This window comes from Cohnella cellulosilytica, from assembly GCF_042431195.1.
Taxonomy (GTDB): Bacteria; Bacillota; Bacilli; order Paenibacillales; family Paenibacillaceae; genus Cohnella; species Cohnella cellulosilytica.
In genome coordinates this window covers 300,770-315,376 of the sequence record NZ_JBHMDN010000010.1, presented here as the reverse complement: position 1 = coordinate 315,376, position 14,607 = coordinate 300,770, and the positions used below count along the sequence as shown (strand labels likewise).

General features: G+C 59.7%; 13 protein-coding genes. 7 read left to right on the top strand and 6 right to left on the bottom strand.

All coding sequences use genetic code 11. The features are described 5' to 3' along the window. The first annotated feature begins 28 nt into the window (after positions 1-28). The 6 genes from ACFFT4_RS07495 (at position 29) to ACFFT4_RS07470 (ending at position 7,941) form a co-directional block, all read left to right on the top strand. Positions 29-1,111, top strand: coding sequence for a response regulator transcription factor (locus ACFFT4_RS07495; protein WP_378046377.1), 1,083 nt, complete (start codon positions 29-31; stop codon positions 1,109-1,111). A gap of 19 nt (positions 1,112-1,130) precedes the next feature. Beyond that, positions 1,131-2,906, top strand: coding sequence for a cache domain-containing sensor histidine kinase (locus tag ACFFT4_RS07490; protein ID WP_378046375.1), 1,776 nt, complete (start codon positions 1,131-1,133; stop codon positions 2,904-2,906). 107 nt (positions 2,907-3,013) lie between these two features. Next, entirely contained in the window at positions 3,014-4,141 is a 1,128-nt protein-coding gene (locus tag ACFFT4_RS07485; protein WP_378046374.1) for a response regulator transcription factor, read from the top strand. Between the two features lie 113 nt (positions 4,142-4,254). Beyond that, on the top strand, positions 4,255-5,970 hold the full coding sequence (locus ACFFT4_RS07480) for an ABC transporter substrate-binding protein (RefSeq protein ID WP_378046372.1): 1,716 nt from the start codon (positions 4,255-4,257) through the stop codon (positions 5,968-5,970). Between the two features lie 90 nt (positions 5,971-6,060). Next, on the top strand, positions 6,061-7,008 hold the full coding sequence (locus tag ACFFT4_RS07475) for an ABC transporter permease (RefSeq protein WP_378046448.1): 948 nt from the start codon (positions 6,061-6,063) through the stop codon (positions 7,006-7,008). Positions 7,009-7,020: 12 nt separating this feature from the next. Continuing rightward, positions 7,021-7,941, top strand: coding sequence for a carbohydrate ABC transporter permease (locus ACFFT4_RS07470; RefSeq protein ID WP_378046370.1), 921 nt, complete (start codon positions 7,021-7,023; stop codon positions 7,939-7,941). Between the two features lie 13 nt (positions 7,942-7,954). On the opposite strand, the gene ACFFT4_RS07465 is transcribed toward ACFFT4_RS07470, so the two are convergent. Genes ACFFT4_RS07465 through ACFFT4_RS07445 form a run of 5 tightly spaced genes read right to left on the bottom strand, consistent with a single transcriptional unit; the run spans position 7,955 to position 12,673 of the window. Then, a complete protein-coding gene (locus ACFFT4_RS07465) occupies positions 7,955-8,668 on the bottom strand; it encodes a GntR family transcriptional regulator (RefSeq protein WP_378046368.1) in 714 nt (237 codons plus the stop codon). 12 nt (positions 8,669-8,680) lie between these two features. Next, entirely contained in the window at positions 8,681-9,697 is a 1,017-nt protein-coding gene (locus ACFFT4_RS07460) for a sugar kinase (RefSeq protein WP_378046366.1), read from the bottom strand. Further along, the gene (gene dagF / locus ACFFT4_RS07455) at positions 9,690-10,448 is read right to left on the bottom strand and encodes a 2-dehydro-3-deoxy-phosphogluconate aldolase (RefSeq protein WP_378046364.1); all 759 of its coding nucleotides are present in this window, start codon (positions 10,446-10,448) and stop codon (positions 9,690-9,692) included. Before dagF ends, ACFFT4_RS07460 begins: the two co-directional genes overlap by 8 nt. Before the next feature lies 1 nt (position 10,449). Continuing rightward, positions 10,450-11,553, bottom strand: a complete 1,104-nt coding sequence (locus ACFFT4_RS07450) for a DgaE family pyridoxal phosphate-dependent ammonia lyase (protein ID WP_378046362.1) — start codon at positions 11,551-11,553, stop codon at positions 10,450-10,452. After that, positions 11,519-12,673, bottom strand: a complete 1,155-nt coding sequence (locus ACFFT4_RS07445; protein ID WP_378046360.1) for an amidohydrolase/deacetylase family metallohydrolase — start codon at positions 12,671-12,673, stop codon at positions 11,519-11,521. The genes ACFFT4_RS07450 and ACFFT4_RS07445 overlap by 35 nt, the downstream gene beginning before the upstream one ends. Before the next feature lie 114 nt (positions 12,674-12,787). Between ACFFT4_RS07445 and ACFFT4_RS07440 the strand changes: the two genes are divergently transcribed. Beyond that, positions 12,788-13,600, top strand: coding sequence for a CAP domain-containing protein (locus ACFFT4_RS07440; RefSeq protein WP_378046358.1), 813 nt, complete (start codon positions 12,788-12,790; stop codon positions 13,598-13,600). Positions 13,601-13,667: 67 nt separating this feature from the next. Here ACFFT4_RS07440 and ACFFT4_RS07435 read toward each other — a convergent pair whose 3' ends face one another. Beyond that, the gene (locus tag ACFFT4_RS07435; protein WP_378046356.1) at positions 13,668-14,561 is read right to left on the bottom strand and encodes a LysR family transcriptional regulator; all 894 of its coding nucleotides are present in this window, start codon (positions 14,559-14,561) and stop codon (positions 13,668-13,670) included. Positions 14,562-14,607 lie beyond the last annotated feature (46 nt).

Below are 14,607 nucleotides of genomic sequence, written 5' to 3'. Positions count from 1 at the left end.
GGAAGGGGAGAGGATTCCGATCTTCACCGTGCTGCTTGTAGACGATGAACCGCTCGTTCTGGAGGGCTTGACGTTCATGATCGATTGGGAAGGCCACGGCTTCCGCGTCTGCGGCGAAGCCTGCGACGGGGAGGAAGCGCTGGAGCGGATTCAGACGCTGAATCCCGACCTGGTCGTGACGGATATCCGCATGCCCGTCATGGACGGGCTGCAGCTGATCGAGCACTGTACGAAGGAGCTGAACGCTCCGTGCCGATTCGTGATTCTGAGCGGGCACGACGACTTCGCCTTCGCCCGGCAGGCGCTTGCGTGCGGCGTTCTCGATTATTGGCTGAAGCCGATCGACGCCGAGGAGATTCATGCCGCGCTTCGGGAAATTCATGGGCATTGGCCGCGTCCGGACGAAGACTATGATGCGGAACCGCTGCTTGCGACCTCGGCACAGGAAGAGGAGCGGGCGGTTCCGGAAGCCGGAGATCCGCTGTTCGATGCGGAAGATCGTTTGATGCAGGCGATCCAGGCGGACGACGCGGAGGGGATCGGAGAGGCGGCCGAACGGCTGTGCCGGCAGCTGGAGATTTCGTTCGGCGGCGACGGGGAAGCGGCCAAGGCCTTCTTGTCGAACGCCCTGCTGGAATTGATCTGGAAGGTGATCGAGGGAGAGACGGCGAACCCGGACGGGGAAGTCGAGCATCCTCTTTCGCTTCCGATTCTGCCGAACAGGGCGGACCGCTGGCCCGCGGTCATGGCGTCGTTCGCCCGACAAGCGTCCGAGCAGCTGGCGCGTCAGCGCTCCGCGACCGGGCCTGCATGGGAGACGGCCCGCTTCGTCCGGGAGCGCTATCGCGAGCCGCTTCAGCTGCAGACCATCGCGCGAATGCTCCATTTTCAGCCGGCGTACCTGGGGCAGCTGTTCAAGAAGCAGCTGGGAATCTCTTTCCTCGATTACGTTCACCGGACGCGGGTCGAGGCGGCCCGCAAGCTTCTGCGCCGCACGAACCTGAGAATCGCCGACGTCGCCCGGGAGGTCGGTTACGAGGACCCCGAGCTGTTCGCGGCGAAGTTCAAGCAATGGATGGAGATGACCCCGTCCCAATACAAGAACGGATAAGCCGAAGGAGGCGTCCGGCATGCGCAAGCCGATCGGCTGGATGAGTTTCGTCAACAATATTCCGCTCAAATGGAAGTTTACGCTTATTTACCTGCTTTGCGTGCTGCTGCCGATTGTGACGATCAACGTTCTCTTCTACCGGCAGCTGTCGGGGAACATTCAGTCCCAGGAGCAGAACAACCTTCAACTGGCCATCGAGCGGGCGGCCAGGGAGGCGATGGACAAAATCGAAGGCGGCGTTACGCTCAGCCACTCCGTCGCGACGGACCGCGCCTTGTACGAGGTGCTGGACAAGGAATACGCCGGTATCGTCGATTATTACGAAAGCTTTAACGAGGTGCTGGCCGGCAAGATGAGGCCGTTTATGTCCGCTTACACGTACGTCGAGAATATTTCGGTATTTACGGAAAACGAGACGGTCGTAAGCGGCGGCAATTTCTTCGTTCTGGACGAGGAGGAGAAGCGCAGTCCCTGGTACGAGGCGGCCTCGCGGTCCGCGTCGGCCGTTCAAGTTCTTATGTACGCCAACCCCGACCCCATGAACGCGAAAGCCGACAAGGAGTATTTCAGCATCGTGCGCAAGCTGAACGATTACCAGATGTACGGACGATATGCCAAATACTTGCGGATCGATCTTAAGCTTAGCAGCTTCGACGAGATTCTCGAGGATGAGAAGCCCTACCTGTCGCTCAGCATGCTGGACGCGCAAGGCCGGGTGCTGTTTCCCTCCTCCCAGCACAAGAAGCCGGCCGCCGCGGCGGAAGGCGGCAAGGACGACCGGCTGGTGTTCAGAAGCCCGCTGGGCAACCCGTCGTATATTCAAGGCTGGACGCTCGTCGGTCTCGCCGAGGAGCACCGCTTCAACACGGCGATCCAGAGCTCGAACCGGTTCATCTGGATGCTGGCCGCCGTCAGCACGCTGCTGCCGACGACGCTTATTTTCGTCATGCTGCGTTCGTACAATTACCGGATTCGCCGGCTGTCGCGCCATATGGAGAAGGCGAAGAACGAGAAGTTCGACTTGATCGTGATGCGCGAAGGCCAAGACGAGATCGGCGGACTGATCCGCAGCTATAACCGGATGGTCGCCCAGATCGAGCTGCTCATCAACGACGTCTACAAGCTCGAAATCCAGCAGAAGGACATGGAGCTGGAGCGCATTCGCGCCGAGATGAAGCTGCTGCAGAGTCAGGTTAATCCGCATTTTCTGTTCAATACGTTAAACGCCCTGCTCGTCGTCAGCGTGAAGAACGGCTATACGGAGGTGAGCGACATTATCCGCAACTTGTCCCAGCTGCTTCGCCGGATGCTCAGTTGGTCCGACGCCGCGGTCGCGCTGCGGGACGAGCTGCATTTTACGGAGATGTATTTGCGGATCGAAAAGTTCCGGTTTGCCGACCGGTTCGACTATCGCTTCGAGATCGAAGAGGAAGCGGGAAGCTGTCTGGTTCCGAAAATGTGCATTCAACCGCTGGTCGAGAATGCGTGCAAGCACGGACTGCAGACGGTTAAAGGGCAGCGCGTCATTCGCATCGAGGCCCGGCGAACGGACGCGTACCTGCATGTGCAGGTCGAAGATAACGGCAAGGGGATGGACGAGGACCGCTTGAACGAAATCCGCGGCCTGATGAACGGAAGTCTCGATTCGGACGACAATGTGGGCATGCGCAACGTCTATAAGCGGTTAAGGCTTCATTACGGGGAGCGCGTCGATTTCTACATCGACAGCCGTCCGAACGAAGGGACGCGAATCGGATTTCGCATTCCCGCTTTGTCCACGATACAGAATTTATAAGTTTCACCCTTATCCTTGTCTGTATCGTCTCCGACATAAACGTTATCCCGCCGATCCCAAGGACGGCGTAAGCCGTTTATGCTTGGCGGATGAAAGGGGGAGAAGAGATGTATACGGTGCTGCTGGTGGATGACGAGCCCTGGGCGATCGAAGGGCTGCGCATGTTCGTCGATTGGGAGACGCTCGGCTTCCGCGTCTGCGGCGTCTGCGAGAACGGAGAAGAGGCACTGTCGGCGGCGCGCGAAGCGATGCCGGACGTGATCGTGACGGATATCCGGATGCCGGAGATGGACGGCCTGGAGATGATCAAGCAATTAAACGGGGAGCGGGACGAGAGGAGTCCGGCCGAAGTCGTTCTGCTCAGCGCCTACGGCGAATTCGCGTTCGCCAAGCGCGCGATGCAGCTCGGCGTCCAGCACTACCTGATGAAGCCGGTTGTCGAAGAAGAAGCGGCCGAGGTGCTGCAGCAGATCCGCATGCGGCTGGATGCCCGTCAGGCGTCCCGGCGGACGGCGGACGAGGGCGGCGAAGAGGCGTCGCTGCCGGCAGAGGCGGCGCAGCGGATGAAGGACGTGCTGCAGGCGATCGAAGATGCCGACCGGGATCGGGCGGAGGACGTGATCGATCGTCTGTTTCTGGAAATGCAGGGCCGTTCGGCGGCGTGGACCGGACTGTTCGCGGGCGCTCTGGCCGTTCAGTGCAGCAAGCTGATTCGCGAATTGGGCGAGGACCCGGCTGTGCTGCCGCGTCTTCGCCAAGGCGCGGATACCTTCGGCACGGATGCGGATTCCGCCGGGCCGTTGTCCGCACGGATGCGTGTTCTGGCTTATGCGGAGCAGGCGATTGGCGCTGTGCAAGCGATTCGCGGGCGAGGACCCGGCAGCACGGTGGCGGAGGTCGACCGGTACGTGCGCGAGCATTATCGCAGCCCGCTGTCCGTCCGCGGCGTAGCGGCGCTGTTCTATCTGAATCCCGTATATTTGGGGAAGGCCTATCACGATAAGTTCGGCCGCGGTTTGCTGGAGCGGATGCACGATTTGCGGATCGCCGAGGCGTGCGAGCGGCTTAGAAGCGCGGCGGAACCGATCGGCGCGATCGCCGAAGGGGTCGGCTATGCGCATTACCGTCATTTCCTGCAGCATTTCGAACGGCGGATGGGCAGGAAGCCTGCGGAATACCGGGCGGCCGGAGGGCGGGAGGCAGGCAATCAACCGGCGCGCGAAACCGATTTTTAAGGGGGTTCCCCATTTAATCCGTGAATTGAAACCCCGCTTTAGAAAGCGCTAACATAGGTAAAGCAAGATGAAAGCGCGCCGTCTTGCGCCATATCCGCTAAGGAGGATTAGACATGGGGGTTTCTGCCAGGAAAGCGGCCTTTATGCTGCTTATGCTGATTCTGACGTTCAGTATCGTTGCGGCGGGCTGCGCCAAGAACGGCAACAACGAAGGAGGCTCGTCTTCGCCCGCGTCGCCGAGCTCCGGCGCTTCCTCGCCCGAGGCAAGCACGCCCGAAGAGACGGTGGAGCCGTTTACCATCTCCTTATTTACCGCTGCAACAGGACCGATCCCGACGGACGACAACAAGATTTACCAGGAAATCAAGGAACAGCTCGGCGTCACGCTGAAGGAAGAGTATTTGGTCGGCGATATCGAGCAGAAGCTCGGCGTTATGATCGCCGGCGGCGATTATCCGGACATGATTACGGCGAACACGAAGCTGACGGCGGCGAAAGCGGTTATTCCGCTGGAAGACCTGATCGAGCAGAACGCGCCGAACCTGAAGACGCATTTCGCAAAAGTATGGGAGCAATTGAAAGATCCGGAGGACGGCCACATCTACTGGCTGCCGAATTACGGGGTCTATCAAGGCGACTACAAGCCGACGGAGTATCAAGGACCGGCATTCTATATCCAAAAGGCGGTTCTCAAAGAATACGGCTATCCGAAATTCAAGACGCTGGACGAATACTTCAAGCTGATTGAAGATTATGCGGCCAAGTATCCGGAGATAGACGGTCAACCGACGATCGGCTTCTCGTCGCTCGCGTTCGACTGGCGCGATTGGGGGCTGCGCAACGCGCCGCAGCATTTGGCCGGCCATCCGAACGACGGCGGCGTCCTCGTCGATGCGAACACGAACGTCGCGACGCTGTTCGCCGCCACGGATACGGCGAAGCCGTACTATAAGAAACTGAATGAGATCAGCGCCAAAGGATTGATGGATAAAGAAGCGTTCGCGCAAAACTACGACCAGTATCTGGCGAAGCTGTCCAGCGGCCGCGTGCTCGGCATGTTCGACCAACGCTGGAACTTCGGGCAAGCCCATGATTCGCTCGTCTCTCAAGGCAAGTTCGAACGCACTTACGTCGGCTTTCCGCTTGTCTACGACGTGAACACGAGAGACTACTATCTGGACCGTCCGCCGCTGAACCTGGGCAACGGATTCGGCATCACGGTCAATGCCGAGGATCCGGTTAAGATCATCAAGTTCATCGACACGATCCTGACGGAGAAGTGGCAGAAACGTCTCAACTGGGGCGAGGAAGGCGTCGATTATCTCGTCGGCGACAACGGCCTCTACTATCGGACGCCGGAGATGCGCACGCAGCAAGAGGACGTTACCTGGAAGCAAAAGTACAAAGCGGAATCGCTCTGGGGTTATCTCCCCAAACTGGAAGGCAATTATCCGGACGGCAATGCCGACGGTCCGGGCAACCAGCCGGATGAATTCTTCTCGAACCTGAAGGACATCGACAAGGAGCTGTTAACCGCCTACGGATACAAAACGTGGACCGACTTCTTCTCGACGCCGCCGGAGAACCGCGTGTCGTACCCGGCATGGAACATCGACCTCCTCGAAGGCTCGGCGGCCAAAGTCGCCAACCAGAAGATGAAGGATCTGGATTTCAAGTACCTGCCGAAAGCGATCTTGAGCAAGCCGGAAGATTTCGAGGGTGTGTGGTCCGAATATGTCGCGCAGATGGACAAAGTGGATACGAAGGCCTATTTGGAACGCATCAACGAACAGCTCCAATGGCGAGTAGAAAATTGGACCAGCAAATAAAGCGAGAAGGGCGGGAGGTTGGAGCGAATGTTCCGGCCTTCCGCTCGTTAGAGACAGGAGGCGGAACCGATGCCGCAGCATACGGTCCCTATGGTTGATATCGCACCTCGGCCGGTACGGCGGATCGAATCTTTCTGGAACCGCTTGATCCGCCAACGGCAGCTTGTTTTTATGTCCTTCCCGATGTTGTTCTACGTCATTCTTTTTGCTTACGCTCCCATCTGGGGCTGGTTGATGGCATTCCAGAACTACAAGCCGGGTTTCTCCATCACCGATCAGACGTGGGTCGGACTGGATCAATTCCGGTTTCTGTTCCTGGATGAAGGCTTTACGCGGGTTCTTCGCAATACGATCGCGATGAGCTTCATCTCGCTCATCCTGGGGTTTGCCACGGCGATCGGCCTGGCGCTGCTGCTGAACGAAATCAAAAAAACGGGCTTCAAGAGATTGATCCAGACCATCTCCTATCTTCCGCACTTCCTGTCCTGGGTTATCGTAACCGGACTCGTCTCCATGTCTTTGTCCACCGAAGGCGGCATCGTGAACATCGTTCTGGTGAAGCTCCATCTCATCAAAGAGCCGATTCTATGGTTGGGCGAGGGCAAGTATTTCTGGGGGATTGTGGGGCTGACCAACGTCTGGAAGGAAGTCGGGTGGAACACGATTATTTACTTGGCTGCCATCGCATCCGTGGACCCGTCGTTGTACGAAGCGGCGGAAGTAGACGGGGCGGGGCGCTACCGCAAAATATGGAACATTACGCTGCCCGGCATCAGGCCGGTTATCGTCATTCTGCTCATCATGAACGTCGGCTGGATTCTGAACGGCGGCGGCTTCGATATTCAGTATTTTCTCGGCAACGGACAAGTGCTCGACTGGTCGGAGACGATCGATATTTTCGTTCTGAAATACGGCCTCAGACTCGGGAACTACTCGCTCGGCGTCGCGGCCGGCATATTCAAGACGGTTGTCAGCATCATCCTACTCTACTGCGCCAATCTCATCGCCAAGCGCCTTGGCGAAGAACGACTGATCTAAGGGGGGCTCCGCATGCAAACGGCCATCGGAAAATTCAAGACGGAGCCGTTCCTGTTCCATACGTTTAACGTTCTGATCATGCTTTTCGTCGCGACCGTCACGCTGTACCCGTTCCTTAACACGCTGGCGATCTCCTTCAATTCCGGCGTCGACACGACGCGAGGCGGTATCTACGTGTGGCCGCGAGAGTGGACCTTCAAAAACTACGATGCGGTCTTCGCAAGCGGGAAGGTGTACCACGCATTCTGGGTGTCCGTCGCCCGGACCGTGCTCGGCACCGTATCCAGCGTGTTCCTGACGGCCATGCTGGCGTATACGATCAGCCGCAAGGAGTATATCTTCCGCAAGCCGGTGACGCTCATTTTCGTGCTCACGATGTACTTCAGCGCCGGCCTTATTCCTTCGTATTTTCTGATTAAGGATTTGAATCTGTTAAACACGTTTCTCGTCTATATTCTGTTTCCGGGAGCCGGAGCGGGCCTGATCAGCGCGTTTAATATGCTCGTCGTCCGCACTTACATTCGCACGCTGCCGGAGAGCCTGATCGAATCGGCCAAGATAGACGGGGCGAGCGATTTCCGGGTATTCATGAGCATCATCCTGCCTCTGTGCATGCCCGTGCTGGCGACGATCTCCCTGTTTACGGCTGTCGGGCAGTGGAACTCGTGGTTTGACACGTTCATCTTCGCCTCGTCGAGACAGGAGCTCAGCACGCTGCAATACGAGCTCATGAAGATGCTGTCTTCGACGGTGAACTCCAATGCCAACCCGAGCCTGTCGTCGACGGCGGCCAAGGACACCGCGACGATGATTACTCCGCTGTCGATGCGGGCCGCCATCACGATTGTGGCATCCGTGCCGATTCTGTTCGTATACCCGTTCCTGCAGCGGCATTTTGTCTCCGGCTTGCAGCTGGGGGGCGTGAAGGAATGAAGGCCGCCCGGAATCAAGCCTCGTAATTGACGAGATACGGCTGAAGCGCCGTATTGTAGCAGCCGACGCTGTATTCGGCGACGTCGCCGGACGGCTCGCGGGAATAGCGCGAGCGCCGCAGCAGGTGCGCGCCCGGCTCCAGCTCCAGCAGCCCGGCGACGCGGGCGGTCGCAGGGGCGATTTCGAAATGGTCGCGGAAATGCGCCAGCACGATCTCCTGCTCCTCCAGCAAGCCGTACAGCGACTGCTCGCCGAAGTCGAAGGCCGCCGCGTCGCCCATGCGCGGGGTCAAATAATGCGTGTAATGGATATAGGGCGCGTCGTCCAGGTAATACAGGCGTTCGATGCATACGCACCGCTCCCCGAACAGACGAAACGGCTCGCTGCCCGCTTCGGGGCGGATTGTCTCCGCCCGAAGCAGCCGCTTGCGAATGCGGTGGCCGTCCTCGACGAGAATTTCGGTGAAGCTCTTCTGCTTCGACAGCTTGGAGGTGGCCGTGTTGCGCAGCACCCTCGTGCCTCTGCCGCTGCCCTTCTCCAGGTAACCCTCCTGAACGAGCTCCTGAACCGCGTTCCTGACCGTAATTTTGCTGACCTTGAATTCCCGCTCCAGCTGCGGCTCCGACGGAATAAGCTCTCCGAGCGGATAGACGCCGTGCAGGATGCGGTCTTTGATTCTGTTTTTAATTTGCAGGTAAAGCGGCTTCCGGTTCCGGGATAAGGTCATCGCGAATGAATCCTACCTCTCTACGTCGCCCGACGTTTGCGTCATGGCCCGCACGATTTCGCGCTCCGAGGCCATCGGCGTATCGCCTGCGGTCGTATGCGCCAGCATGGCCGCGGCGGCCGCGTAACGGACCGTCCGCTCCGGCTCGAAGCCGGACAGCTCGCCGTGCAGAATGCCGCTCGCGTAGGCGTCTCCAGCCCCAATTCTATCATAAACGGCGAAGGTCAGCGTATCGGAATAGCGGAAGCTTCCGTCCTTGTACAAGTAGCCGCGCAGACCATGCGTGTTGTCCCCGTTCACGGAGCGATGCGTTCCCGCCGCCGCGGAGATGCCATATCGGCTGGCCACCTCCGGCACCAGTTCCTCCAGCTGTTCCTCCCGCGTCGTTCTTCTGGCGGGCATCCCGAGGATATGCAGCGCGTCCTTCTCGTTCAGCATCACGATATCGGCCAGCTTCAGCATTTGCTCGTAGTAAGGCTTGGCTCTGCCGTACCCGTCCTCGCCCCAGAGGGAGGGGCGGTAATTGCAATCGAACGCGACGAGGCCGCCACGAGCCTTCATCGCCTCCGCGAAGCGCAGCATATGGCTTCTCGTCATGTCGTTCATCGCCAGCGTAATGCCGCAGAAGTGGACGGCATCCAGCTGTTCGGCAATCCCGTCGAAGTCGTAGGCGTCCTCGGGAGCGGTGTTAAAGCTGCTCTCCAGCCGGTTCGTGTAGGTGACGCGGCTCGGGCGCGCGCCGAAGCCGTTCTCCAGAAAATACATGCCGATAGAGCTGCCGCCTCGAACGACGAGTCGCTGGGCGATGCCCAGCTTGCGCAGATTCGCCGCCGCAGCGTCGCCCAGCGGATTGTCCGGCAGACGGGTGACCAGATAGCCGTCGTGTCCGAAGCGGGCCAGCGCCGAGATCACGTTCACGCCCGTACCCGAGAACGAATAGCCGAGCGTGCTTGCCTGGGACAGCAGATCGTATCCCGGCGCCTGCAGGCGCATCATCACTTCCCCGAAAGCCGCGACCCGTTTACCCATTGGCCTGCTCCGTCAACTTTTTCACGATGGACAGCAGCTTCTTCACGTCGGCGGCGTTCGTCCTGCCCGTCTCCTTGTCGATAATCGAGGAGTAGACGTGCGGAATCACTTGCGGCACTCCGGCATCCAGGCAGATTTGCAGCACCCGCTCGAAGTTGTCCATCTCGATGCCGCCGGTCGGCTCCAGAGCAAAGCCTTCCTCTCCGCAAGCGAGGGCGACGGCTTGCAGTTCGTCCGCCCGGCTTAGCCCTTTCATCGGAAAATATTTGAGCGCGTTGCCGCCCATATCCCGCACGAGAGCGATTGCGGCCTTTACCGGCACGATCGCATGCTCCGTATGAGCGGCGCTGAACGGCCCGGTGGAGAGGTCGACGAAGCCCGGCCGCCCGGTCGGCGAGACAAGCGCGTTAATCCAGCTCTCGCGCCCGGCGAGATTGGCCCGGGTCGCCGCTACGGCCGGAAACACCTGGTTGATGTGGCTGCCCGGATAGCTCCTGGCGATCTCCGCGACGACGGCCGCTTGACGATTGTCGCCCGCGCCGAGACCGATCGATACGGCGTCGTCGATCGCCTCGCCGTAACGCTTCATCGCGGCGGCCGCCTCTTCCGCGTTCGGATAAGCTTTGGACAGAACGCCGACGAGAACGTGTCCTTCAGCCGCCTCGAACACCTCCTTGGCATTTTCGATATCTTTGGCCAAGACGTTCAGCGCGACACGGTTTTTGTACAAGCGCCTGGATAAGTTCATCATGTTAGCGTCCTCCCGCAAGAGCGCGAATTTTCGATGCGATCACTTCGATATCGTCGCCTTGAAGCGGGCGGGGATCGATATCGAAGTAACCCTGCTTTACGCCGTAATCCCGGGTGTAGACGGCAATGTCGCCGCCTTGCAATCCCGCGGCAACCTGTTCGGCGCTCATTCCCGACGCGGCGGGATCGATCTTCACGCGCGCGCGGTAAATTTTCCGTCCGGCCTCGTCCTGCACGATCGACACCTGCACGCCCGAAACGTCGTTTAGCGGCATCAGCGCTTGCAGCGCCGCTTTCTCCCGCTCGCTATTGTCTTTCCGGTCCGCGTATTCGTCCAGCGCCTGCAGCAGCCCGAACGTCGACTCCTTGCCGACCTTCATGCTTCGGCCGATGCCGTGCAGCTGCGTCTTCAGCCATTCGACGTATTCGCGCTTGCCGGCCACGATGCCGGAGGTCGGGCCTTCGATCGCCTTGGAGCCGCTGTAGATGGCCAGATCCGAGCAGCGGACGTACCTCTGCAGATCCTCCTCGGCCGCCGCGTCCACGATCAGCGGAACGCCGCGGCGCTGCGCGACCTCCCAGGCCTCCTCCGCGGAGATCATGTTTTTTTGCACGCAGTGGTGCGATTTCACGTACAGAATGGCCGCGGTATTCGGACCGATCGCCTCCTCGATATGATGCGGCTTGCCTTCGTTGGCATACCCGGCCTCGATCACCCTGCCTCCGCCCAAATACACCATCGTCTCGACCGGAGCGCCGTACTGCACGTTGTGGCCTTTCAGCATAATAATTTCGTTGGCGGCGATCGGTTCCCGGTGCAGCTGCTCGCTTAAACGGCGGTTGCCCTTCGTCACGAGAGCGGCGACGGACAGCGCGATGCCGCTGGAGGCCGAGTTGACGACGACGGCCGCTTCGGAGCCGAGCAGGCCCGCAATATAGTCCCCGGCTTTGTCGACGAGATCGGCGATCTCCACATACTGCTGGCCGCCGCGCTTCATCGCCTCCATCACCGTGTCGGTCGGCGCGGATACGCCGAGAATGCTCATTCGCCCGCTGGCGTTAATGACTCTTTTAAGTCCGTACTTCGCATTTAAGGAACTGCCCACCTGTCACCACTCCTCTTGGTTCGATTCTCGTATGCGCGATTCGCTCTTCTCCTTCGGAATCGATCAGCGTCGTTCGGCCGTTCTCGATCGAGAACAGAGTCAGATTCGCCGGATCGCCGACCCGGATTCTCCCCAGCTCGGGCTTCCCGAGCCAGCTCGCGGCGCGATCCGTGACGGAGGAGACCACCTCCTCCAGCGAATAGCCCAAATGAAGGAATTTCGTCATCACGTTCGCCAGACTGTAGACCGGCCCGTTGCTCCGATTGCCGCGATAGATATCGGTGCTGATCGTATGCGGACGAATTCCGGCTCTTCCTGCGGCCTCGGCCGTCCGGAACGAGAAGCTGGCCGTGCCGTGCCCGACGTCCAGACGCACGCCCCGCTTCAGCGCGTCCCGCAGCACGCCGAGCGGCTGTCCGGCTTCGTCGAACAGTCCGTTCTTCTTCCCGTGAAAACAATGCGTAAGGACGTCCCCGTCCGACAGGAGGGGAACGATCTCCCGAATGTCCGGCGGTCCCGAGCCGATGTGCACCATGAGCGGCAATCCCGTATCGTCGGACAGCTTGCGCGCCATCTGCAACGGGATCAGTCCGCTGCTCCCGACGACGCTGCGGCTGATTCTCGCCTTAAAGCCGACGATAGAGTCCGGATGCTCGGAAGCGGCGCGGGCGGCCAGAGCCGGATCGATCCATTCCAGCCTTGACAGCTCGTCGATTCTGGATAAGCCGATTCGCGAAATGTTCAGGAACGCGAACAGACGGGTAGCGGCGTTCTTCCCGGCGGAGAGCAGCTCTCCGATCCGGTCGGCTCCGCAGCTCCCGGCATCCACGACGACGGCGACACCCTGTTTGACGCCGATCTCGTCGATCTCGTCGCCGTAAGGCTCGAATTCCGGGAAGGCATGGACGTGCAGGTCGATCCAGCCGCTCGAGACGTACAGCCGACCTTCGCAGTCGGTCCCTTCTCCGGGCTCCCCGCGCGTTCCAGCCGGCGAAATCTCCGCGATGATGCCGTTCTCCACGGCAATATCGACCAGCGATTCGTCCGGCCGTCTGAGATTTCGCCATACCAGCCTCTGCAAAGCGATCACCCGATTTCTGTTTGGAAGTAAAGTCGTCATAGACAATATAACGTTATAATGTTTGTTTGGTCAACAGAAAAAGCGGTCGGATGGTTTGCCCGCGCTTCGGGAACCGTAAAAGGGACAAGCGATATAAAGGAGGTCTTAATCGGGATGAAAAGATGGGTTATCCTCGTATGCATCGCCCTGCTCGCCGCATGCGGCAACCACGCTTCCGAAGGAAAGCAGCAGCAGATGAAGCAGCAGGCCAGGAAGCAGACGAAGCTTCAGGTGAGCGCGACCGATACGGAGGTTCCGGGCAACAAATACGTCGTGAAGAACAACGAGTCGGCACAGGAGATCGCCGATCGTTACCATGTGAGCATCGGAGATCTTCTGCGGGAGAATCCCGACTTGTCCAGGCTCATTGGCGGCGGGTACGGCGGAGGAAACCCGGCTCCGGGCGGGCAGGGCCAAGAGGCGCAGAATCCCGATCGAGGCCGGACGGCCGACCCTCAGAACGGGACGGGCTCCCCGGGGGGCGGGGTGAACGAACCGCTTCCGAACGACAAGGAAGTGACGATCCCTTCCAACGAATCGATGACCGGTTACGAGCTCGACGTGCTGAACCTGACCAACGCGGAGCGTCAGAAGGCCGGACTGCAGCCGTTCTCCGGCGATTACACGAGCTTGAACCGCTCGGCGAGAGCCAAGTCGGAAGACATGGCGAAAAACAATTACTTCTCGCACACTTCCCCGACTTACGGAGATCCGTTCGCCATGATGCGCAATTTCGGCGTGCAGTACCAGTCCGCGGGAGAAAATATCGCCAAAGGGCAGCCGACGCCCCAGCAGGTCGTCCAGGCCTGGATGGATTCGCCGGGACACCGCGCCAATATTATGAATTCGTCCTATACGCATATGGGCGTCGGGTATACCGCGAATAACGGCCAGCCTTGCTGGACGCAGCAATTCGTAGCCAAATAAACGAAGCGCTAGAGGGGGTGTCCGCCAGACCGGGAAGGTCGGGGCATCCTTTCTCTGCGCTTGCCGATCAGATCTGCTCCACCAGCATTTCCATCAAATGCCTCGCGCTCTTCGAGAGATGGCGGTCGCGGAGCCACACTACGCCGATCTCGCTGTGGAAATGGGCGTCCGCGATCGCGACTTTCGCAATGCTCGGGGGCGCGAACGAGCGCATGACCGAATTCGGCAGGACGGCCGCGCCGATTCCGGCGGCGACGAGCGAAATGGCGATGGCCACGCTGGAGCACTCGCTGACGATCCGGGGCTCCAGGCCGAATCGCTTGAATTCGTGGAACACCTGCAGGTGCATCCCCGTGGTCCGGTCCGTTTTCAAGGTTAGAAAAGGGAAGCCCGCCAGCTCCTCCATCGTCATCGCACGTTGGCCGGGAGGACACCATTCGCTCGGAAGCAGGGCGACGAACGGGTCGGAGGGCAGCGGGAGAACGGAATAATGCTGCGACTGAAAATCGGATTGGAACGGGAGACGGGTGACGATAAATTCGAGATCGCGGTTCTCCAGCAGCTCTCCGAGCAGGAAGTGGTCTCCTTCCTGGATTTTGAAGGTCACCTGCGGATATTTCTCGGTAAATTTGCGCAGAACAGGAGGGAGCAGGGAGACGCAGGAGACGACGGCTCCGATTGACAGAACGCCCTGCACGCCTTCTCCCAGCTCCTGCACGTAGGTTATCGTATCCTCGAATTGCTTCATCAGGACCAGCGCTCTGTCCCTTAACATTTCGCCCGCCTGGGTGAGCTGCAGCCGCTTGCCGTTGCGGTCGAACAGCACGACGCCGAGCTCCTGCTCGATCAGCTTGAGCTGGCGGCTGAGCGGGGGCTGTTCCATGTTCAGCTGCTTGGCCGCGCGGGTAATCTGACCCTCGTGCGCGATCGCCAGAAAATACCGGAGCTGCCGCATGTCCATCTCGATTCCTCCCATACTCTAAAGGTATGCATCACCGATAAAACAG